This is a genomic window from Bacillus sp. ISL-78, from assembly GCF_018613455.1.
Lineage (GTDB): Bacteria > Bacillota > Bacilli > Bacillales > DSM-1321 > Peribacillus > Peribacillus frigoritolerans.
This window is the reverse complement of the sequence record NZ_JAGGQC010000004.1, coordinates 260437-281894: the sequence shown is the minus strand read 5'-3', so window position 1 is coordinate 281894 and position 21458 is coordinate 260437. Positions and strand designations below refer to the sequence as shown.

20 protein-coding genes and 1 riboswitch are annotated in these 21458 nt (G+C 42.5%); of the genes, 4 read left to right on the top strand and 16 right to left on the bottom strand.

Going from position 1 to position 21458, the window contains the following annotated elements:
- Positions 1-74 precede the first annotated feature (74 nt).
- Both J7I96_RS06905 and J7I96_RS06900 read left to right on the top strand, forming a co-directional pair.
- Complete coding sequence (locus J7I96_RS06905; protein WP_251029125.1) at positions 75-2264, top strand: MMPL family transporter; 2190 nt, start codon at positions 75-77, stop codon at positions 2262-2264.
- A 464-nt stretch (positions 2265-2728) separates the two neighbouring features.
- The gene (locus J7I96_RS06900) at positions 2729-3262 is read left to right on the top strand and encodes a YceI family protein (protein ID WP_214922685.1); all 534 of its coding nucleotides are present in this window, start codon (positions 2729-2731) and stop codon (positions 3260-3262) included.
- 57 nt (positions 3263-3319) lie between these two features.
- Here the strand turns inward: J7I96_RS06900 and J7I96_RS06895 are convergent, their stop codons facing one another.
- Both J7I96_RS06895 and J7I96_RS06890 read right to left on the bottom strand, forming a co-directional pair.
- Entirely contained in the window at positions 3320-4375 is a 1056-nt protein-coding gene (locus tag J7I96_RS06895; RefSeq protein WP_214922686.1) for a FecCD family ABC transporter permease, read from the bottom strand.
- The gene (locus tag J7I96_RS06890) at positions 4372-5376 is read right to left on the bottom strand and encodes a FecCD family ABC transporter permease (RefSeq protein WP_214772991.1); all 1005 of its coding nucleotides are present in this window, start codon (positions 5374-5376) and stop codon (positions 4372-4374) included. The genes J7I96_RS06895 and J7I96_RS06890 overlap by 4 nt, the downstream gene beginning before the upstream one ends.
- 189 nt (positions 5377-5565) lie before the next feature.
- On the opposite strand from J7I96_RS06890, the gene J7I96_RS06885 reads away from it, so the two are divergent.
- Entirely contained in the window at positions 5566-6555 is a 990-nt protein-coding gene (locus J7I96_RS06885; protein WP_214922687.1) for an ABC transporter substrate-binding protein, read from the top strand.
- Positions 6556-6621: 66 nt separating this feature from the next.
- Here the strand turns inward: J7I96_RS06885 and J7I96_RS06880 are convergent, their stop codons facing one another.
- The 9 genes from J7I96_RS06880 to secA all read right to left on the bottom strand — a co-directional run bounded on the left by J7I96_RS06880 (position 6622) and on the right by secA (position 18090).
- Positions 6622-7815 carry a PDZ domain-containing protein gene (locus J7I96_RS06880; RefSeq protein ID WP_214922688.1) on the bottom strand — a complete coding sequence of 398 codons (1194 nt, stop codon included), beginning with the start codon at positions 7813-7815 and terminating at the stop codon, positions 6622-6624.
- 192 nt (positions 7816-8007) lie between these two features.
- Positions 8008-9432 (bottom strand): S41 family peptidase, encoded by a 1425-nt coding sequence (locus J7I96_RS06875; RefSeq protein WP_214922689.1) that lies wholly within the window; start codon positions 9430-9432, stop codon positions 8008-8010.
- Between the two features lie 133 nt (positions 9433-9565).
- Positions 9566-10957, bottom strand: coding sequence for a murein hydrolase activator EnvC family protein (locus J7I96_RS06870; RefSeq protein ID WP_214922690.1), 1392 nt, complete (start codon positions 10955-10957; stop codon positions 9566-9568).
- A gap of 94 nt (positions 10958-11051) precedes the next feature.
- Complete coding sequence (gene ftsX, locus J7I96_RS06865; protein WP_214772986.1) at positions 11052-11945, bottom strand: permease-like cell division protein FtsX; 894 nt, start codon at positions 11943-11945, stop codon at positions 11052-11054.
- Positions 11935-12621 carry a cell division ATP-binding protein FtsE gene (ftsE, locus tag J7I96_RS06860; protein ID WP_089361962.1) on the bottom strand — a complete coding sequence of 229 codons (687 nt, stop codon included), beginning with the start codon at positions 12619-12621 and terminating at the stop codon, positions 11935-11937. The genes ftsX and ftsE overlap by 11 nt, the downstream gene beginning before the upstream one ends.
- Before the next feature lie 292 nt (positions 12622-12913).
- Positions 12914-13258, bottom strand: a complete 345-nt coding sequence (cccB, locus tag J7I96_RS06855; protein ID WP_214922691.1) for a cytochrome c551 — start codon at positions 13256-13258, stop codon at positions 12914-12916.
- 49 nt (positions 13259-13307) lie between these two features.
- The gene (locus J7I96_RS06850) at positions 13308-14171 is read right to left on the bottom strand and encodes a YitT family protein (RefSeq protein ID WP_214922692.1); all 864 of its coding nucleotides are present in this window, start codon (positions 14169-14171) and stop codon (positions 13308-13310) included.
- 155 nt (positions 14172-14326) lie between these two features.
- A protein-coding gene (prfB, locus tag J7I96_RS06845; RefSeq protein WP_223255851.1) for a peptide chain release factor 2 occupies positions 14327-15425 on the bottom strand; the annotation gives its coding sequence in 2 pieces (ribosomal slippage) (positions 14327-15361 and positions 15363-15425; 1098 coding nt in all).
- A 151-nt stretch (positions 15426-15576) separates the two neighbouring features.
- Positions 15577-18090, bottom strand: coding sequence for a preprotein translocase subunit SecA (gene secA, locus J7I96_RS06840; protein ID WP_214922693.1), 2514 nt, complete (start codon positions 18088-18090; stop codon positions 15577-15579).
- A gap of 419 nt (positions 18091-18509) precedes the next feature.
- Between secA and J7I96_RS06835 the strand changes: the two genes are divergently transcribed.
- Positions 18510-18833, top strand: a complete 324-nt coding sequence (locus J7I96_RS06835) for a helix-turn-helix domain-containing protein (protein WP_048684020.1) — start codon at positions 18510-18512, stop codon at positions 18831-18833.
- Positions 18834-18982: 149 nt separating this feature from the next.
- Here the strand turns inward: J7I96_RS06835 and sinI are convergent, their stop codons facing one another.
- From sinI to fliS, 5 genes are all read right to left on the bottom strand, one after another.
- The gene (gene sinI, locus J7I96_RS06830; protein ID WP_311315159.1) at positions 18983-19123 is read right to left on the bottom strand and encodes a DNA-binding anti-repressor SinI; all 141 of its coding nucleotides are present in this window, start codon (positions 19121-19123) and stop codon (positions 18983-18985) included.
- Positions 19124-19153: 30 nt separating this feature from the next.
- Positions 19154-19239, bottom strand: a riboswitch (cyclic di-GMP riboswitch).
- Positions 19240-19402: 163 nt separating this feature from the next.
- The gene (locus J7I96_RS06825) at positions 19403-19600 is read right to left on the bottom strand and encodes a hypothetical protein (protein ID WP_215048055.1); all 198 of its coding nucleotides are present in this window, start codon (positions 19598-19600) and stop codon (positions 19403-19405) included.
- Positions 19601-19881: 281 nt separating this feature from the next.
- On the bottom strand, positions 19882-20439 hold the full coding sequence (gene hpf / locus J7I96_RS06820) for a ribosome hibernation-promoting factor, HPF/YfiA family (protein WP_048684017.1): 558 nt from the start codon (positions 20437-20439) through the stop codon (positions 19882-19884).
- Between the two features lie 252 nt (positions 20440-20691).
- Positions 20692-21036 carry a flagellar protein FliT gene (fliT, locus tag J7I96_RS06815; protein ID WP_214922694.1) on the bottom strand — a complete coding sequence of 115 codons (345 nt, stop codon included), beginning with the start codon at positions 21034-21036 and terminating at the stop codon, positions 20692-20694.
- Positions 21036-21437, bottom strand: coding sequence for a flagellar export chaperone FliS (gene fliS / locus J7I96_RS06810; protein ID WP_214922695.1), 402 nt, complete (start codon positions 21435-21437; stop codon positions 21036-21038). The genes fliT and fliS overlap by 1 nt, the downstream gene beginning before the upstream one ends.
- Positions 21438-21458 lie beyond the last annotated feature (21 nt).

The window sequence follows — 21458 nt, the reverse complement described above, 5'->3', positions numbered from 1 at the left end:
ATGAAATGAGGATAAAAAATTTAAAAAGCGGGGTGCTTTCATTGGGCGAATCAATAATAGGAAGACTTGGCAGGATGATGTCCGGAAAAACCAGTCGTTGGGTTGTCATTGCCGCATGGATAATTGCAGCAATCGCATTAACCTTCACATTGCCTGCCGTTAATGATCGAACAGCAAATAATGCCTCAGACTTGCCAGAAGATTCACCTTCTGTCATGGCTGATGAACTTATTAAAGAAGAGTTTCCTAATTCCTCTGGAATACCTGCCCTGCTTACATGGCATCGGGAAGGTGGACTGACGGAGGCCGACTTGGCTGAAATTCAGTACCTTTCCAAGGAACTGGCAGATAATCCATTGACACAGCAATCTTTCTTACCGCCGCTTCATGAAATTCCGTTGGCTGCTCTTAAAGGATCGGTTTCAGAAGATGGAACGACTTTCGTACAGCCGCTTTTCTTTAAAGAAAAGACCGAGACTGAAATCCTCGAAAAAAATCTTGAAAGCATTAATGAAGCAGTAACGGAACGCATTGGAACGGATCCATTCAAGGTCCCGACCGATTCAGATGAATTATCCCTTCGAGTGACAGGCCCTGTAGGAATATCAGTCGATGCAACGGGTTTATTTTCAGGTGCTGATTTCAAATTGCTTTTAGCGACAGTAATACTTGTACTTGTCGTATTGTTACTCATTTACCGGTCCCCCCTTTTAGCCATAATTCCTTTAATCGGAGTAGGCTTCGCCTATATTGTCACAAGCCCGATCCTTGGCTTCATGGCAGATCATGGTTGGATTACAGTCGATTCACAGGCCATTTCAATCATGACCGTTTTATTATTCGGTGCCGGAACGGACTATTGTCTATTTTTAATTTCTCACTACAGAAGTGAATTAAGGAATCATGAAAGCAAACGGAAAGCCATGATCGCCGCATTTAAAGATTCATCAGGCGCCATTGCGATGAGCGGACTAACGATCGTCATCTCCCTGTTAACATTGCTTGTAGCCAAATACGGAGCCTATCACCGTTTCGCTGTACCATTCAGCTTGTCGATTTTAATCATGATGCTGGCAGCTTTAACACTTGTACCTGCATTGCTTTCTGTTTTCGGAAGGGCTTCCTTCTTCCCAATCGTCCCGCGTACACCTGAAATGGAAGAAGCACGGGCCAAGAAAAAGGGGAAATCTGTCAAAAAGCACAAAGAAGGCCGCATTGGTAACTGGATTGGTCATATCGTCACAACCAAGCCATGGACCGTCATTCTTACATGCCTGATCATCTTCAGTGTTTTAGCTGGATATTCTTCACAAATAAAATATTCATATGATATTCTCTCTTCCTTCCCTGAAGATATGAACTCCCGTGAAGGTTATTCTGTCATTTCCGACTCGTACTCACCGGGCGAACTGGCACCGGCGACAGTGGTTATCGATACGGATGGTGAAGATATTGATTTAGCACCGGCATTAAAAGGAATGGATATTGTTGAAACTGTTGCCGATCCAATTTCAAGTAAATCGAATAAAGATCTGCAATCCTATGAGGTCACATTCAACATCAATCCATATGATATCGAGGCCATAGATACCATTCCGGAAATCCGCACAATGGCGGAGCAAGAATTGAAGGACGCCAATATATCTTCCGTTGATGAAAAGGTTTGGGTTGGCGGGCAGACTGCGACTCAATTCGATAAAAGGGATACCGTCAAATCCGATGAATTCATGATCATCCCGATCATCATCGTTCTGATTTCCTTGCTCCTTTTAGCCTACTTACGATCCGTGACAGCCATGGTGTATTTAATGGGGACAGTCATTCTCTCATTCTTTGCAGCTATGGGGTTAGGTTGGATCATCCTGCATTATTTCATGGGTGTCGATGCGATAGAGGGGACAATTCCGCTTTATTCTTTCGTATTCTTGGTCGCACTTGGAGAAGATTATAACATTTTCATGGTTTCAAGCATTTGGCGTAAGAAAGAAACGATGCCAATCAAGCAGGCCATCAGAAAAGGTGTTGCCGAAACTAGCGGTGTCATCACCTCCGCCGGAATAATCTTGGCAGCCACTTTTTCCGTTCTAGCCACACTTCCGATTCAAGTATTGGTCCAATTCGGGCTCATCACCGCCCTTGGTGTGTTAATGGACACATTCATTGTGCGCCCGTTCCTTGTTCCTGCAATCACCTCCCTCCTAGGCCGCCGTGCCTTTTGGCCAGGTAAAGTGACCAATCAAGAAGAGAAAGAACAGGCCAATTAATAAAGATGTCCGCTTACTCTTCTTCATAAAAAGACCCTGTGCCCCATATATGCACAGGCTTTAAGTTTGTAGTCAAAAGGGTTTTACCTAAAATTTCAAAACAAAGTTGATTGGAACGGAAGGTGCGAGACTCCTGCGGGAAAAGCGCGTCGAGGGGAGACCCCGCAGGCGCAAGGCGCCGAGGAGGCTCCCGGACCGCCCGCGGAAAGCGAGTGCCTGGAGTGGAAATCGACGTTCGAGGTTTTATAAACCTTCATAAAAACTGAGACAAACTTGATTTTCATCGAGTTTGTCTACAGTCTGAAAACCCTGTGCCCCATAAATGCACAGGGTTTTTCATGTTTTCAAAATTAAGGAAAACTTTCAGTTGACACTATTGCTTTCACCTCTTATAATTACATTAAGTTAAGATATCTCAAATTAAAGATATATAAATTCAAGATTAATAATCAGGAGGAATAAACATGACAAAAACAAATTGGATAGTCGACCCGACTCACAGCGCTATAGAATTTTCCGTAAAACATATGATGATCGCTAAAGTAAAAGGAAGTTTTAATAAGTTCGAGGCAAGCATTCTAGCAAACCCATCGGATCTAACGACTGCAGAGATCGATTTTACCGTTGATGTGGCAAGTATCGACACACGCAATGCAGACAGGGACAATCACTTGCGTTCCGCTGACTTCTTTGATGTAGAAAAAAACCCTACATTAACATTCAAATCAACGAAAATCGTGAAAACGGATGAAGATGAATACGATGTAACTGGAAATGTGACTCTTAACGGAGTCACACAAGAAGAAACTTTCAGCATCACCTTTGAAGGCCAAGGGAAAGATCCATGGGGAAATGAAAAAGCAGGCTTCAGCGGAAAAGGGAAAGTCAAACGCAGTGATTATGGTCTAACCTATAACGCGGCATTAGAAACAGGCGGCGTACTGATTGGCGATCAAATCACGCTTACCATCGAAATCGAAGCAGCTAAAGAAGCTTAAAGAAATAAAGAAGCAGCCATCCCTAGGATGGCTGCTTCTTTTTTGCATGTACCGGAATTACGAATTCCTCGTTTTATATAGTAAATAAATGAAGTACGGTGCCCCGATGCTCGCTGTGAAGACACCAGCCGGTATTTCCAAAGGGGAAAATAAGGTCCGTCCAATCAAATCCGCCACCATAACCAAGATGCCGCCAAGTAATGCCGAAGTCGGCAGTAACACTCCAAAACTAGAACCAACCAGCCTTCTGGCCATGTGCGGTGCCATTAATCCCACAAATCCTATTCCCCCAGCAAAAGCTGTGGAACCGCCAATCAAGGCCGTACTGATCATCAATAATGTAAACCGCTGTTTTTGGATATGTCCCCCAAGCCCCGTTGCCAGGTCATCTCCTAGCTCCTGTAAATTAATATTCCTGGCATACAGGAAGGCAATTAACAGGAATAGAATCGTCCATGGTGCCAGTACAGCGATATTATTCCAAGTGGAGGTCGACACTGATCCGGTGATCCAAAGGTTTGCCTGGCTCGCTTGATAGACGGGGCCAAGAATCATCATCATCGTAGTGAGCGCCTTCATTAAAGCCATCACCCCAATCCCGATCAACACAAGCCTGATCGGGGGAACCCCATTTTTCCAGGCTAATGAATAAACGAGTAAGGCCACGACTGTCGCCCCAATGAATGCAGCTAAAGGCAGCCAATTGATGCTCACCGTTAATGAATGGTTCTTATCGCTGAAAATGGCCAAGAATCCAACGACCGCTACAGTCGCTCCTCCCGTAATCCCCAAGATATCAGGCGAAGCAAGTGGGTTTCGAATCATCCCTTGAAGGATACCCCCAGCTACAGCAAGGCCCATCCCTACTAACAGGGCAACAATTATTCTAGGCAGGCGGAACGATTGGATGATAAGCCGATCGCTCTCCGTCCCCCCTCCGATAAAGACCTGGATGACACTTAGCGGATTTATATTCATTTCACCCACTCCAGTACTGATCACAAACACTAGTGAAGTGACTAAAAATAATATGAAAATCACGATCATGGCTTTTTTATCCATCAAAAATGATATTTTTTCATTAAACAAACGAAAGCTCTTATATGACTTCATCTACCGCTGAACCCCTTTCTAGCTATATAAATAAAGAATGGGGTTCCGATTATGGCTGTCATGACTCCAACCGGAACTTCTCTAGGCATCAGGATATACCTGGATATGACATCGGCTGCAATCAAAAGCACCGCCCCGAAAAGTCCAGAGAAGGGAATCAGCCAGCGATGATCGATGCCAACTATTGAACGGGTAAGATGCGGAACGACGATTCCTATAAAGCCAATCGGACCCGCAACCGCCACTGATCCGCCAGAGAGCAGGATGATTGCCAGCCCCAGGACCAGTTTAAGGAATACTATATTCAGTCCAAGACCTTTTGCAACATCTTCACCCATGGATAACACATTCATTTTACCGGACATGATCAAGGCAAGGCCCCAGCCTACGACAAGATAAGGCAGGACGGCAACTAAATTGTCCAGGCTTCTACCGGAAACGGATCCGGCAAGCCAGAATAGGACTTGCTCTAAAAGAGCCTCATTAGAAACAAGAAGACCTTGTGTAAGCGAAGCTACCATCGCCGTCATGGCTGCACCTGCCAATGTCAGCTTCATCGGTGTCAAACCGCCGCGTCCCATGCTTCCAATCATAAATATGCTTATCGCAGCTATGGCGGCCCCTAGGAATGACAGCCATGTGAATACTTGAAGATTGCTTATCCCAAAAACGGTGACACCAGTGACCACCGCCAACCCCGCCCCGGCGTTGACCCCGAATATATCTGGGGAGGCAAGGGGGTTTTTAGTTAGCGTTTGCATCAAAACCCCCGAGATGGCCAAACTTGCACCGATTGCCGAAGCGATCAGGGCACGCGGAAGTCTGACTGATTGAATGACAATGTGCTCATTCGTTCCATTGAAATCGGTAAAAGCATCGATGGCCATTTTCCATGTTGTATCCGTATAACCGTATACAATGCTTGAGCACAGTAAAAATAGCAGCAAAAGAATGGTAATGAACAGCCCCATCCATTTCTGCCATGAATTTTTTAATAACATATCCAGTTACCTTTCCAATCACGTTTGTATATCGTATTTAATTTAATTGTACTGGCGTTAACAGGATTATGTCAACGAATTTGAGAATCATTTTCAATTATATATTGACAGAAAAGTATATTCATTTTATGATGATGCTGTTAAGTGCGAATGATTATCATTTGCTGACAAATTGGGAGGGGTACATAGATGTTTAGATTTAAGTCTTTATTAACGATTTTTACAATATTTGCAGTCTTCCTTTTAGCAGCTTGCGGGAATTCGGATGAAAAGGCCGATGGAAATAAAGCTGAAGGCAAGAAAGAGGAGAAAAGCTACAAAATCGAGCATGCCATGGGCACTGCCGAGTTGAAAGAAACACCTAAAAGGGTTGTCGTTTTAACAAATGAAGGTACTGAAGCATTGATCGCTTTAGGAATTAAACCTGTTGGTGCCGTTCAGTCATGGCTTGGTGACCCTTGGTACGACCATATTAAAGATGATATGGATGGGGTTGAAGTTGTTGGTGTAGAACATGAAGTTAACTTAGAGAAAATCGCATCACTGAAGCCTGACTTGATTATCGGAAGCAAGATACGCCAAGAAGCTATTTATGATAAATTAAATGCAATCGCCCCTACGGTTTTCTCGGAAACGCTAAGAGGAGATTGGAAAGAAAACTTTAAACTATATGCAAAAGCCTTGAACCTTGAAGAAAAAGGTAACGATGTAATTGCGGAATTCGATAAAAAAACTGAAGATCTTAAAGCTAAATTGGGTGATAAAGTCAATCAAGAAGTTTCCATTGTCCGTTTCATGGCTGGAACTACTCGTATTTATTACACAGATTCATTCTCTGGAGTGATTTTCGATCAATTAGGATTTAAACGTGCAGAACAACAGAAGGAACTTTTCACTGCAGATAATAAATTAGGAAACCTTGCCATTGAGGTTGGAAAAGAAGTCATCCCTAAAATGGATGGAGATATTCTCTTCTACTTCACTTACGCTCCTGAAGGCGACAAACAAGCCCTAAGCACAGCAAAAGAATGGACGAATGATCCACTTTGGAAAAACCTTGATGCAGTCAAAAACGGAAATGCCCATGAGGTTAGCGACGCAACATGGAATACAGCTGGCGGAGTAATTGCAGCTAATAAAATGCTGGAAGATATAGAAAAAATCATGCTTGAAAAGTAATAACACGTTTCTATTGAAAAAGGCCTTTCTCGATATAATTCGAGAAAGGCCTTTTATTTTATGTCATTAACCCACTTGTCCGCTTTCCTTTAATTGATCGTCTACGAACAAGAGGCCCAGTTCGTAATGCTCCCCGTCGAATAGAGCTCTTTGCACAAAACGAATCTGTTCATTATTATCGATGACCTCGAGCTTGCAATGTGCCCGGTTTATTTGTAGTGCCCTGTATAGCTCTTCTTCTTCCCTGACGACGACGCCATTTATTTTCGAAATGACCTCACCTTTTTGCAACCCCATCTTATCTGCCGGAGATTGAGGGATAACGCCTAAGATCTGGACACCCAGCTTACTTTTCGAAAAATAAAAAGGAAGCTTTTGATCCATTGCCTTTTGGGAATGATGCAGAAATTCACGGCCAAGGATTGCCAAAACGACCGTTATGATTGCCAATGGAGGGTACCAGTAACCAGCTGCCGCCAATACCGTAATCACAATTCCCAATGCACCTACCTTTTTGCCTTGCGCATTAATGGCCAGTTCCGGGAGCGTCCCATGAACTTTTTGCTTAAAGCCGATTAAAATGGGCAGTACGATCGGCGACAGGGACATGTCCCCGATTGTAAAAACCGGATACCATTCGAAAGGCGCTTGAAGTTGTCCTCCAGGAATCATAACGAACATGGGAATTAGCCAGACTCGCTGTGAAACATACACACCTATCGGCTGCCCCCTCTTGGATACCTCCAAGTGAGGAGAGACCTTTTTACTTCCATTAGCAACAATCAAAAACCCTTCAGCAATCAGTAATAACCCCATTAAAATAACAAGTGTCGGATAAACGGACCGATCCAGTTGATTAAGGGCATCCTGTAATAACGTCAGCTCGATATCTCTATCATATAAAAAGAACAGGATAAAGAATGTGAGTCCCATTGTATAAACGGGAGAGACAAACCTCTTTTTCATGGATAGCATCGCCAATACCGTAACCACTGCCATGATCGACATTGCCGCCAAAGGAATGGCGAGTCCGGTAGCCAGCGTGAGGAAGGAAACGATCAATCCCCCTATCAATCCTTGAGGCAGCATGGAACGAAGCTCCATGGAAAAACTGTAGATCTTCGTATTAAAATCATGGCGTTCCCGTTTAACGCGAAGATAGCCGATGAATAAGCAATAGGCAATCGAAACATAAAGCAAAGGGTGAAGGAAAAGTTTTCCCAGTCCCATAAAGCATGCAATCAGCCAATCCGTTGTCAATTTCTTTCCACCATCCTCAAAAGTAATCAAAATTTTGTCAAGTTTCGTTCTGGTCAGTTACCTTTTATTCTATCAAAAATCTAGCTTCCATGCCTATTAAGATGCAGAAAAAGTAGGTTTATCTCAAGTTAGCAGGCAAGGAACGATTAAATGCACAAGAGGCACCGCTCCAAGGGGAACGATGCCATCGAGTTACTTCACTAAATAATTCAAAGCCGTGCGTAACTGGATATCATTATCTTCATCCTGGATCTTTTCCAGAATGGCTGATTCAAGATGCGCTGCGGTTTTAGCATCCAGCTTACCGGTCACTTCCAGGCCGAATTGTTTTTGGAATGCCTTTACTGCGATTTCTGTACTCCAATCATAATATCCATCCTCACGACCCGGTTCAAATCCGAGTCCTTTCAGAATGCTTTGGGCATACTGGATTTGTTCATCATTCATATCCCGCTCCAACACCTTCTCAATCGCCAGCTGATGGGCATCAAAATACTCCGGTTGTTTGACTTTAATCGTCGGTTCGATCCCTTTTTTGTGGATCCAGTTCCCTGATGGAGTCAGCCACTTATATAACGTAAGTTTAATCTTACTGCCATCACCCATTGGTACAGCTTGCTGTACTGTGCCTTTCCCGAAAGTCTTCTCGCCAACCAATGGATAGCCTCCCGCCTCTTGCATGGCGCCAGCCAGGATTTCCGAGGCCGAGGCGCTGCCTTTATCCGTCAAGACGGCAATGGGATAACTTTTCGCTTTCTTAAGGCTTGTGAAAAACGATTGTGTTTCCCCCGTTCTTTCTGCAATTTGCAAATAGGGCTTGTCTTTGGTGATGAACTCGCCAAGAATCGTTTCCACACTGGAAAGAAGGCCGCCTGGATTGCCTCGTACATCTATGACCAAGCCCTTGATTCCCTTCTTTTCCAGCTTCTTCATCTGCTTTTTGAAATCACTTGCAGTATTTTCCGAGAATGTGGTCAACTCGATATAACCGATTTGTTCTCCGCCGACTTCCTTAATTGATGAAAATACGGTATCCAATGGAATTTCGGCACGCACCATATTGAATTCAAGTGGATTATCAATCCCTGCCCGCTTTATTTCCATTTTGACGGGTGACCCTTTTTCGCCGCGGATTTTCAGGCGTGTTTCATACAGATCCAACCCTTCTACACTTTCACCATTCACCTTGAGGATTTGATCTTTCGGCTTTAATCCAGCTTTTTCAGCAGGCGAGTCTTTGTAAGGAGAAACAATTATGACCTTACCATCTTCCATTCCGATTTCAGTCCCGATCCCTTCAAAAGAAGAGTCCAGGGTTTCATTGAATTGCTTAGCGGTCTCCTTGTCCATATATACGGAATAAGGATCTTTCAGCGCTGACAGCATGCCTTGGATGGCACCCTCCACCAGGTTGGAGCCGTCCACCTGTTCTACATACTGACTTACGATCAAGCCGTATGCTTGTTCCACTTTTGCCCATTCCTTATCCTTCAATATTTCTTGGCTTTCATCCTTTGCTTCATTCTTGGCCGGAAGGCTTGTCCAATATATGCCCCCCACTGCTCCAATGGCAAGTGACATGATGATTACTAGAGGAAGTACCCATTTTTTGACCATATTTATCCCCATTTCTGACCTGATATGTATTTCACTATATGAGCGTAATGGAAAGAATATGCTTATAGAAAACCACATAAAAAAACAGACCATGAATTTATCCTGGTCTGTTTTTCATTTGATATATTGGGTATTAATTAGGTATATAGTTTAATGGATTAACAGCATTTGACTTGCTATAATTCCATGGTCCTTTATGTAGCTCAAAGTGTAAATGCTGACCGAAGGAATGGCCTGTGTTACCCATGATGCCCACTTGTTGACCTTTGGCAACTACAGCACCTTCGCCTACTTGTCTGGAACTTAAGTGTGCATACACAGTAGTCCATTGCTGACCGCTGATCGAGTGGGTAACGAAGACGACGTTACCGTATGTACTTGAGAAGTAAGAACGGCTTACGACCCCGTCGGCTGCCGCTACAACCGGAACCGTTCCACTAGCTGCTATATCGATGCCGGCATGCTGTTTATTCCAGCGTTCACCCATTGTTGAAGATACATATCCTGCACTAGGTCTAGTGAAAGTACCCGATGATACGGCTGGCGCTTGACTTACATTAGACGAAGCGGGTGAAGATGATGATGAACTGTTGCTTTTTGCACTATATCCTGAAGAAGTGGATTGTTTTTTTGTTTCGGATGCCTGTGATGCCTGTGATGCTGCTTGTGCAGCCGCTTGTGCAGCTTCTTGCTCTGCACGTTTTTTCGCTTCGGCTGCCGCTTTTTTACGAGCTGCTTCCAATTCGGCAAGACGCTGATGTTCCAAGCTGATGGCTGATTTGATGGCTTTTTCTTGAGCAGCAAGATTCGCTTTTTCTTCCTCTAGACCCATCTTCTCATGTTCATGCTTTTCAGTTTGTTGCTTTAATTTTTTAACCAATGCATCCTTTTCTTGCTTCTGCTGTTTTTGTTGCTTTTGAATTTCCAATAGTTCAGCTTTTGCCACTTCTAAACTGGCAAGCTTCGTTTCAACGGCCTTTTGCTTTTCTTCGAGATCTTTTTTATCCAGCTCATGCTGCTTTAAAATATCGCGGTCGGCTTCAGCGATTGTCGCTACAGCTCCGACACGGTCAACTAAATCCCCAAAACTGGATGATCCGAATAATACTTCAAGGTAGTTCACGTCCCCGCCAGTCTCCTGGAAAGAAAGAGCCCTTTCCTTCAATACTTCATTACGTTTCGCGATCCGCTCTTTTAATACTTTAATCTCTTCTTTCAATGCCTCGATTTCTTTTTTCGTTTGTGTAATTTCAGCATTTTTAGCATCGATTTTTTTGGCGGACTCTGCGATTTTCGCTTCAATGGCAGCGATTTGGTCTTCTGCTGTCATTTGCTTATCCTGCAGGCTATCGATTTTCTTTTCCGTGTCGGAAATATTCGATTCAACACCTGAACGTTTTTCCTGGATGGATTCCTTCTGTTTCTCTAAATCCGAAATAGACTCAGCATAAACCGAAGGTGCCGCCAGAATGCTTCCCAACCCGATCATGATGGAGGCATTCATGGCAATGATATTCTTTTTCACGTTTCATTTCCCCTTTCAACCCGTTACGTCCTTGCCTTGTAACGTCTCTCTATTTATGTCTGGCTACTTTTGGCTTTCGAGTAAAGATACAATTTTATACTTTCAAGAACTTCCTGACGGACATCAAGCTGCCCCATATTCCGATAACCGCACCAATTACGATGAGGATGGCCGATACTTGATATATAAACGGATTTGCAGGTAAGAAATCTATGAATTTGAACGTAATCTGCGGTGCTGCATACTTATAAAGATTATAGTAGAGTACTGCAATCAGACCTATCGGAATGATGGAGCCGAGGACTCCCAACCAAAGTCCTTCCAAGAAGAATGGCCAACGGATGAATGTATTCGTCGCTCCTACCAATCTCATGATCTCAATTTCTTTTCTTCTGGCTACAATGGTAATTTTAATCGTATTCGAAATCAGGAACATTGCAGTAAATAGTAAGCCTACAATAAGAACGACCCCTATGTTTCTAGCAATATTAACAAAGCTGAATAGTTTCTCGACGTAGCCTTGTCCATATTTAACACTTTGGATATATTCCATACCTTCGATTTTTTTTGCCACCTTGATGACATCTTGCGGAGATTTCGTTTTGATAACATAAACGTCCCTTAATGGGTTATCCTGTTCAAATGGTTTAAAAGCCTCACCATTATCTCCTAAATCATCTATTAAATTAGTAAGCTCTTCATCCTTAGGAGAGAAAATCACTGATTCGATGCCGTTTATCTCCGTAATTTGCTTACCGATAGCTTTTATATCGTCATCATTCGCCGCATTATCAATATGTGCACGAACTTCGACATCTTTCTCCACATTTCCCGCGATATGATTTAAATTCATCATGAGCACTAAAAAGACGCCAACCAAAGTTAGAGTGACCGTTACTGCACTGACTGAAGCAAACGTCATCCAACCATTACGGCCAATATTTTTAAAACTTTCACGGAAGTGACGGAGCAATGTTCTAAATTTCATATCCGTAATCACCTCGATGTTCATCGCGAACTATTTTTCCACTTTCAATGGCAATGACACGTCGTTTAATATTGTTGACGATGTCCCTATTATGTGTGGCCATGACCAGTGTAGTTCCGCGTTTATTAATTTCTTCGAATATGTTCATGATTTCCCATGATGTTTCGGGATCAAGATTACCTGTAGGCTCGTCGGCTATGACTACTTTGGGATCGTTGACGATCGAACGGGCTATTGCAACCCTTTGCTGTTCCCCACCAGACAACTCGGAAGGAAGCATTCTCGCTTTATGTTTAATGCCAACCAGATCAAGGACTTCCATGACTCTCTTTTTGATTTCTTCTGGTTCCTTTTCAATAACTTCCATGGCAAAAGCAACATTTTCATATGCAGTGAATGTTTGAAGGAGTTTAAAATCTTGGAATACCATACCGATATTACGGCGGAATAGAGGAACTTTCGAATTGCGGATACTTGGCAGGCTTATGCCATTGACCAAGATATTACCGCTTGTAGGCTTTTCTTCCCTATACATCATTTTGATGAAGGTCGATTTTCCGGCACCGCTCGGACCCACTACATAAACGAATTCGCCTGGCTTTATTTTCACATTGATTCCATTAATGGCAATTACGCCATTTGGATATGTCTTCTTCACATCTATCATTTCTATCATTCTAAAACCACCTAATTTGCTTGGATTATCACTATGTATCTACAGCTTTTCGACAATTTTCACTGAAATCTGACAGGAATCTCTCTTACTTGAGCACAGAAACATTATAACATCATATTTTGTCAAATTAAGCATAAAAAATATTACAGTTTCATTTCAGTTAGACATATATCAACATCTATGTAATAATTCCAGGATTCGATTGCTTGATAAGGGGTTGATCATGAGGTGTTTCGAGGATTTTATGGAGGCTAAATGAAACGTCCCGCTAAGCAGAACGTTTCATTAAACATTATTTATGATCAGCAAGCCATTCAGCGACCATGCTCGCTTCCTTGCCCTTGATTATACCTTTTGGCATTCCGCCGCCTTGACCATTCGCAATGACTTTTTCAATGTCTTCCTTTGATAGCTTGGAGCCTACCTTCGTCAAGTTCGGTCCCACGCCGCCTTCAAGATTCACTGCATGGCAGCTTGAACATTTGTTTTCATAAATTTTTGCGGCATCACCGGCACCTGCCGTAGTCGTTTCGCCATTTTCACTTGCCGTCTCTTTATCTGATGCATCATCGTTCCCACCGCATGCAGCCAAGGCCAAAGAAGTACCCAGTACTAAGGCTAACCACTTCATTTTCATTGAACTTACCCCCTCTGATTTATACCAGCACAAGAACATTATACCAATTTCAGTCCAGTTTAAAACCCTCCCCAAGTACCTCCGATGCGTCCATTACAATTACGAACGCTTTAGGGTCAACGAGTTTCACCAATTGTTTCAATTTGGTGAATTCCGACTGGTCTATTACGCACATCAAAATTGGACGAGTATCATCCGTATAGCCGCCATACCCGGATATGCCTGTTACTCCCCTGTCCAGCTCATGTAAGATAGCATCCCTTACTTGCATTTCTTTATTCGTGATGATCAGTGACATCTTCGAACGGTTCAATCCAATCTGGACAAGGTCGATCGTCTTACTTGTCACATATAGTCCAATCAATGCATAAAGGCCTTTTTCAATATCAAAAACGATGGCAGCACTTAAAACGATGATTCCATCAATGATAGCCACACAGGTCCCCAATGACAGATGGGTATACTTATGGAAAATCTGTGCCGCCAAATCGGTCCCGCCAGTGGAACCCTTGCCGCGAAAGACGATCCCCAGCCCAAGCCCGACCATCATCCCCCCACAAATCGAACCAAGCAATGCATCATTCGTCCATGCCTCCCAATCCTTTGTCAGAAATACCACTAAAGGCAGAAACAAGGTTCCAATCAGGCTTTTGGCCCCGAAATGCCTTCCGAGGATAATAAGCCCCGCAATGAACAAAGGGATATTAAAACCCCAAAGAACATAAGCCGGCTCCCAACCGAGAGTTGAATCGAGAATCGTGCTAATCCCGCTGACCCCTCCGGATGCGACCTGGTTAGGCAGTAAAAACACATTAAAACCAATGGCAATTATGGCCGAACCGACAATCACCAATCCATACTCCGTTAACTTTTGAATGAAAGGGTGCCTCTGCTCCCTGTATCTTCTCTTCATTTTGCATAAGTCTCCTCGAACCATCATTATTATCTAGTATTGGCCGAACGAGGAAGAGCATCCCTTTTCAATCCTGTAAATGTCAGCCAGAAGATTCGTTAAAAAGGAAATCATAAAAAAAGCCGGACCGGGGAAACCGGTCCGACTGGCTGATCTTATAATTTTGAACGCAAGTACGCATCAATGAACATATCGATATCCCCATCCATGACAGCTCCCAAGTTTCCGGTCTCCGCACTAGTACGGTGATCTTTAACCATGGAATACGGATGGAAAACATAAGAACGAATTTGGCTTCCCCAGCCAATTTCCTTTTGCTCCCCGCGGATTTCATCCAATTCCGCTTGTTGCTGTTCAATTTCACGTTGATACAATTTGGCTTTCAGCATATTCATGGCCTGGGCCTTGTTTTTGATTTGAGATCTCTCGTTTTGGCACGTTACCACGGTGTTCGTAGGTAAATGGGTGATCCGAACCGCCGAGTCCGTTGTATTGATATGCTGACCACCTGCACCACTTGCCCGGTACGTATCGATTTTCAAATCTTCCGTACGTACTTCTATATTGATCGTCTCATCGAATTCCGGCATGACTTCACATGAAACGAATGAAGTGTGGCGTCGTCCTGAGGAATCGAAAGGAGAAATACGGACAAGACGGTGTACCCCTTTTTCCGCTTTCAAATAGCCATAGGCGTTATGGCCTTTGAAAATTAAAGTGACACTCTTGATCCCAGCTTCATCACCTGGAAGGTAATCAAGGGTTTCCACTTTAAAGCCTCTTTTTTCACCCCATCTTGTATACATGCGCAACAGCATGGAACCCCAATCCTGGGACTCCGTACCGCCTGCACCGGGATGCAGTTCAAGAATGGCATTTTTCGAGTCATATTCTTCACTTAATAAAAGTTGAAGTTCAAAGTCATTCATCTTTTGTGCAAGAACCGTGATTTCTTCTTCCAGCTCCGCTAAAAGTTCTTGATCATTCTCCTCTTTCACTAATTCATATGTCAAATCCAGATTTTCATATGATTCATTCAGGTCGGACAATTGATTGACTTGTTCTTTCAAAGCATTCGTTTCATTGATGACAGTTTGTGCTTTTTGCTGATCATTCCAAAAATCGGGATGTGTCATCTCATTTTCTAGCTGTGCGATTCGTGCCTCTTTTTCATCTAAGTCAAAGAGACCCCCTAAAGTCCGTTAATCGTTGCGCTGTCCGTTCAAGTTCATTTCTTATTTCTGCTAATTCCATTTCTCTTCACCTCATTAAGTATGTTAAAAAAAATCCCTGAAGAGGGATTCCCTTCATTACAATAAACCTCTTCAAACTATATGCAAACTAAACATGAAAAGAGGCGGCTAGCCTTGGACTTAACCGTCTCATCTTCATTATACACCTAACTTTAACCCAAATTGCCATGGCAATTCTTATATTTTTTACCGCTGCCGCATGGGCATAACGCGTTTCTTCCAACGTCTTCCTTTTTACGGGCAGGGGCTTTTTTCACTTTTCCCCCGTCTTCTTCCTTCGGATTGACCGCTTGTCCTTTTATGACTTCCTTGCGTTCCAAATTGTTGCGGATTTCAGCCTTCATGATGTATTTCGCGACTTCATCTTCCATTGAAGCAATCATCGCTTCAAACATGGCAAAACCTTCAGATTGATATTCACGAAGCGGATCGATTTGGCCATAAGCACGAAGGTGGATCCCTTGGCGCAGTTGCTCCATTGCATCAATATGGTCCATCCACTTACTATCGACTGCACGAAGAACGATTACTTTTTCGAATTCACGCATTTGTTCTTCAGATAGCTCTTCTTCTTTTTGGTCATAGCCTTCTTTCACTTTCGCTAAAATGAACTCAACCAATTCCGATTCGTTTTTCCCTTCCAAATCAGCTACAGTGATTGAACCTTCATTGAATAGGTTACCATTCAGGTAATCGACAAGGCCTTGTACATTCCAGCCTTCCTCATCGCCCATTGGTGCAAACGCGACAACATTTCGCTGGATGGATGCCGTGATCATCGTTTCGACGATTTCACGTAAGTTTTCACTTTCCATGACATCGAAACGCTGTTTATAGATAATTTCCCGTTGTTGACGGAGAACATCATCATACTGCAGTAATTGCTTACGTGAATCGAAGTTATTGCCTTCGACCCGTTTCTGTGCGGATTCAACGGCCCTTGTCACCATTTTACTTTGAATTGGCTGGGAATCATCCATACCTAGGCGTGCCATCATGTTTTTCATGTTATCCGAACCGAAGCGGCGCATCAATTCATCTTCCATTGATAAATAGAATTGAGTGACCCCTGGATCTCCCTGACGGCCGGACCGGCCACGCAGCTGGTTATCTATACGCCTGCTTTCATGACGTTCCGTGCCGATGACAGCAAGGCCCCCAAGCTCCTTGACACCTTCGCCAAGCTTGATATCCGTACCGCGCCCTGCCATGTTCGTAGCGATCGTAACTGAGCCTTGATTACCTGCATTCGCAATGATTTCCGCTTCACGCTCATGGTTCTTGGCATTCAAAACATCGTGAGGGATGCCTTTTTTGGATAAATAGGCAGATATGACCTCAGATGTTTCGATGGCAACCGTACCGACAAGCACAGGCTGACCCTTTGTATAACGTTCGGCGATGTCTTCCACAACAGCCTTGAATTTCCCATCAGTTGTCGCATATATAAGATCTGCCCTGTCATCCCTGATGATATTCCTGTTTGTCGGGATCGCAATGACATTCATATTATAAATATTGCGGAATTCCTCTTCTTCCGTTTTGGCTGTACCGGTCATACCTGAAAGTTTTTCATACATCCTGAAATAGTTCTGGAAAGTAATCGTCGCAAGAGTCATGCTTTCATTTTGAATTTCAAGTCCTTCTTTCGCTTCGATCGCCTGGTGGAGACCTTCACTGTAACGGCGGCCTTTCATCAAACGGCCAGTGAATTGGTCAACGATGACTATCTCGCCTTCCTGGACGACATAATCCACATCCAAATGCATGGAAACATGAGCCTTTAACGCCTGATTGATATGATGATTCAAAGTAACGTGACTAATATCGAATAAATTATCGATATTAAACGCTTTTTCAGCTCGATTCATCCCATCTTCCGTCAGCTGAACACCTTTTGTCTTTTCATCATATGTGTAGTCCGTATCTTTCTTTAAGGTTCTTACAAACGCATTGGCCTGGATATAAAGCTGTGCCGATTTCTGTGCCGAACCGGAAATGATCAATGGCGTTCTCGCCTCATCAATCAAAATCGAATCGACCTCATCGATGACAGCGAAGTGCAGCGGACGCTGTACCATTTGTTCTTTATATAACACCATATTGTCACGAAGATAATCAAAACCTAACTCATTATTCGTACTGTACGTAATGTCAGCATTATACGCTGCCTGCTTTTCTTCTTTAGAATGACTGTTCAAATTCAACCCGACGGTCAAACCGAGGAAATCATACAATACACCCATTTCGGTGGCATCACGGTGTGCCAAGTATTCATTGACGGTAACGACATGTACACCTTTACCGGTAAGCGCGTTTAAATAAACCGGCATCGTGGATGTTAAGGTTTTACCTTCCCCTGTTTTCATCTCGGAGATATTTCCATCATGAAGGGATGCCCCACCCATGATTTGAACTCGGTAAGGATATAAGCCCAGAGCGCGCTTTGCCCCTTCACGTGCAACCGCAAAAGCCTCGACAAGCAAATCATCAACGGTTTCCCCATTTTGATAACGCTCTTTAAATTCACCCGTTTTGGCACGCAACTGTTCATCCGATAACGCCGCCGTCTCATCAGCCAGCGCTTCGACCTGATCGGCGATTTTTTCTAAACGTTTGATTTCTCGCTTATTCGGATCAAAAACTTTATTTAATATATTAAGCATTCAATAACGCTCCTCTATTATGGTAATGATCGTTCAATGACAAAATTCATATAAGTAAGAAGAAACACACCTTCTATTATTACTAATGCACGCTTAATTTTACCACTTCTATCATAGAGGTACAACTTCATGTCACTTCCCTGGTATAGACCTGAATGCAATTCTTGCGAAAAACAATGGATAAATGAGGAGTAAAACTGTTAAAATAGGAGGAAGTATAAAAAATTTGTTGCAAACTCCCCACTATTCCATATGCAAATGTGAATTATCCATAACCTTCCATCACTAGATGCTGTGTCCTCTCTAGAGATAGCATGTCAAGGTAATCCAACCTTACAGTCGTCATGTTTTGAATGATTAGGTGGGCTGCCGAAACTTATTAGCGGAAGATAAATAGAACATGTTTCGAGGTGGTATTGATGATTGGTGAACGTGTAAAAAAACTGCGAGAAGAAAAGAAAATGTCGATGACTGAACTTGCCGATAAAGCAGGTGTTGCAAAGTCTTATTTAAGTTCGCTCGAGCGGAACTTACAAACGAATCCTTCTATTCAATTTCTTGAAAAAATCTCCTCCGTACTTAACATCCCTGTTGATGCCCTGCTTTACGATGCACCAAATAAGGAAACCTTGGACAATGACTGGATGAAAATCGTTGAGGAAGCCATGAATTCGGGTGTCTCAAAACAACAATTCAGGGAATTCATCGAGTTTAATAAATGGAGAAAAGATAAAGAAGAGTAGAGTGGCAGTGCACTAGTTTACCTACATATTCCTGAAGAATACTGTTTGAATAAGCTAGACTCACAAGAATCTCAAGGAATAATAAACCCTATAAACAGCTAATGAATCGAACCACTGTTTATAGGGATGTTCCCGAATTTGTTCGGAACCTATTTTCCATCGTTCTCCTCAAATGTTGCCTCAAGGCTTTCCCGTTTCAAAAAAGCGATGATTTCCTCTTTTTTGAAACCCAAGCTTCTTGCTTCAGAAATCAAATTCACCCATTCTTGATCCATTTCCACATTAGCCACCTCTTCTACCTCCTAAAATACTCTTGTATTTCAGGCAGACCAGCCATCATAGTCACAAGGACCTTAGACCTGTGCCTTTGCGCCCTCATTTTTCAATGAGTTTGCCTTTGTCGTGGTATTTATTACCAAATACATTACCTATAATCATATTATAACGGATACGCACTCCATATATTGCTATTTTATGTCGGTAATCCACATAAATGCAAAAACTTTCATCCGACAAAATGTTACAATATTAAGAAAATTTGAAATTCAGGTGATCTTTCATAGACTAATTCATTTTCGTTTTTTTGTATAATAGTAAATATTACTGTTCTTAAAATTTCTTTGGGGTGTATTGATTCTCTCGATTGTAAGTGCATCGTGGGCTTTTTGCGCAGTTAAATCCTCACCGCAGGTCGGGCAATGCCACTTTCCATATTCCGCACTGCTAAAAGAAGCCCTATGGCATGTATGGCAATTCTTTCGATACAAATAATCCCCCCTCTGCACCCTGATCAAATTGTTTTCTACAAATAACTAATTGTTCTTTTTAAAGAACTTACAATTCGAGTATAGTGCAAAAGATAGGGGTATTTAAATAGGTAAAATTAACTATTTTATCTTAATGAAGAACAAATATTGTTCTTTTAAGTGAACTTTGTGTTTTTTAGAGAACAAAAAAACAATCATTTTTACGTTTCCAACGGATTCTATCAACATGCAAAAAAGCACAACCCAGAGGCTGGGCTGTGCTTTTGATCTTAGAATAATAATTAACTAGGTTCAATCAATCCATAGCGTCCATCTTTTCGGCGGTACACTACGTTTGTTGTATTAGTATCCGCATTCGTATAAACAAAGAAACTGTGGCCAAGCATATTCATTTGTAAAATCGCTTCTTCACTGTCCATTGGCTTTAAATCAAAACGTTTATTGCGGACCACTTCAATATCATTATCGTCTTCGAATTCATCCACCACTTCGTCAGCTTCCGTATTGAAGGCGAATGCATCGGGTGTAGTCGATAGATTGTTTCGGAACTTGCGATTGACCTTCGTTTTATGTTTACGAATTTGGCGTTCAAGCTTATCATTGATCAAGTCAATGGCAGCATACATATCCGCATTTTCCTCTTCAGCGCGAAGAACCAAATTCTGCATGGGAATCGTCACTTCGACCTTTGATGTATTATTGTTCACTTTTAAATTGACTAACACATTTGCATCTGGTGTATTGTTAAAATATCGTTCTAACTTGCCAATTTTCTTTTCGACGTATTCTCGAATTGCTGGAGTTACCTCAATGTTTTCACCGCGTACGTTGTAATTCATAAAGTGAGTCCTCCTTAAATTAAGACTATACCGTTAGATTCTACAATACCCCTCCGGTTCCTTTTAGAAACACATCATGAAATATGTCGAAATAATGAAACAATTGTCGGAAGGTTTGGAAAGGGTTGATGTCTGCCCTAGCTTCATTATATCAAATGCTATGCTAGAAAGAAAAAATTAAGCCTATTTTATTTACAGAAAATTTAAAAACATTTAACATAAAAACCGTTTGGAATCCAAACGGTAAGGAAATCAATTTCTTTTATCATAGAACATGCCATCCACTGATAGACTTTCATACGGATTCGTGTACTTATTGGATGATTTTTTCTTCTTATTTATATCCTGGATATCCCGCTGTATCTCCTGCTTTTGGAGCTTCAGCAAGTGATCGACCTGTTGGTTGAGCAACAGAACTGCACGTCCCAGCTGCTGCTCTTCACCAGTAAAAGGCGGTGTGATTTGAGAAAGGAGTCCATCCCGCTGATCAATCAGCTTTGTAACCCTTTCTATTTTAACATCACGCTCTGTTATCGAGCGATCTTCCAGTACGGCAAGTAATTCAGCTGTCAATTCATGAAAGGTTCTAATCACCATTATACATGACCGCTTTGGGTGAATTGTTTTTTCCGGTTGATCTGAATTACTTCCTTCCACGTATTCCGGAATTCCGTAACAAGTCCTTCCACTTCCACTAAGGCAGAAAGATCATTTTTCATATTCGCTTCGATCAGACGCCGGTTCATGAAATCATACAGACTCATCATATCTTTGGATACATCCGCATCCATATTCAGCGTCACCATCAATTCACGGATAATGTTTTGCGCCTTGATGATGTTCGTATTCCTCGCTTCGATATTTCCTGCTTCAATGGCTTTCTTCCCAAGCATGATGAACTTCAAACAGCCATTATAAAGCATTAATGTCAGCTCTCCCGGTGATGCTGTATTGACTGAATTTTGCTGATACGATTGATATGGATTATTCATTGCCATATTTAACTTCCTTTCCGACAT

Bases quoted from the DNA above. Each gene is read 5' to 3' on its own strand.
- J7I96_RS06905 (WP_251029125.1), top strand. From the start codon at position 75: ATGATGTCCGGAAAAACCAGTCGTTGGGTTGTCATTGCCGCATGGATA.
- J7I96_RS06900 (WP_214922685.1), top strand. From the start codon at position 2,729: ATGACAAAAACAAATTGGATAGTCGACCCGACTCACAGCGCTATAGAA.
- J7I96_RS06895 (WP_214922686.1), bottom strand. From the start codon at position 4,375: ATGAAGTCATATAAGAGCTTTCGTTTGTTTAATGAAAAAATATCATTT.
- J7I96_RS06890 (WP_214772991.1), bottom strand. From the start codon at position 5,376: ATGTTATTAAAAAATTCATGGCAGAAATGGATGGGGCTGTTCATTACC.
- J7I96_RS06885 (WP_214922687.1), top strand. From the start codon at position 5,566: ATGTTTAGATTTAAGTCTTTATTAACGATTTTTACAATATTTGCAGTC.
- J7I96_RS06875 (WP_214922689.1), bottom strand. From the start codon at position 9,432: ATGGTCAAAAAATGGGTACTTCCTCTAGTAATCATCATGTCACTTGCC.
- ftsX (WP_214772986.1), bottom strand. From the start codon at position 11,945: ATGAAATTTAGAACATTGCTCCGTCACTTCCGTGAAAGTTTTAAAAAT.
- ftsE (WP_089361962.1), bottom strand. From the start codon at position 12,621: ATGATAGAAATGATAGATGTGAAGAAGACATATCCAAATGGCGTAATT.
- cccB (WP_214922691.1), bottom strand. From the start codon at position 13,258: ATGAAAATGAAGTGGTTAGCCTTAGTACTGGGTACTTCTTTGGCCTTG.
- J7I96_RS06850 (WP_214922692.1), bottom strand. From the start codon at position 14,171: ATGAAGAGAAGATACAGGGAGCAGAGGCACCCTTTCATTCAAAAGTTA.
- secA (WP_214922693.1), bottom strand. From the start codon at position 18,090: ATGCTTAATATATTAAATAAAGTTTTTGATCCGAATAAGCGAGAAATC.
- J7I96_RS06835 (WP_048684020.1), top strand. From the start codon at position 18,510: ATGATTGGTGAACGTGTAAAAAAACTGCGAGAAGAAAAGAAAATGTCG.
- hpf (WP_048684017.1), bottom strand. From the start codon at position 20,439: ATGAATTACAACGTACGCGGTGAAAACATTGAGGTAACTCCAGCAATT.
- fliT (WP_214922694.1), bottom strand. From the start codon at position 21,036: ATGGTGATTAGAACCTTTCATGAATTGACAGCTGAATTACTTGCCGTA.
- fliS (WP_214922695.1), bottom strand. From the start codon at position 21,437: ATGGCAATGAATAATCCATATCAATCGTATCAGCAAAATTCAGTCAAT.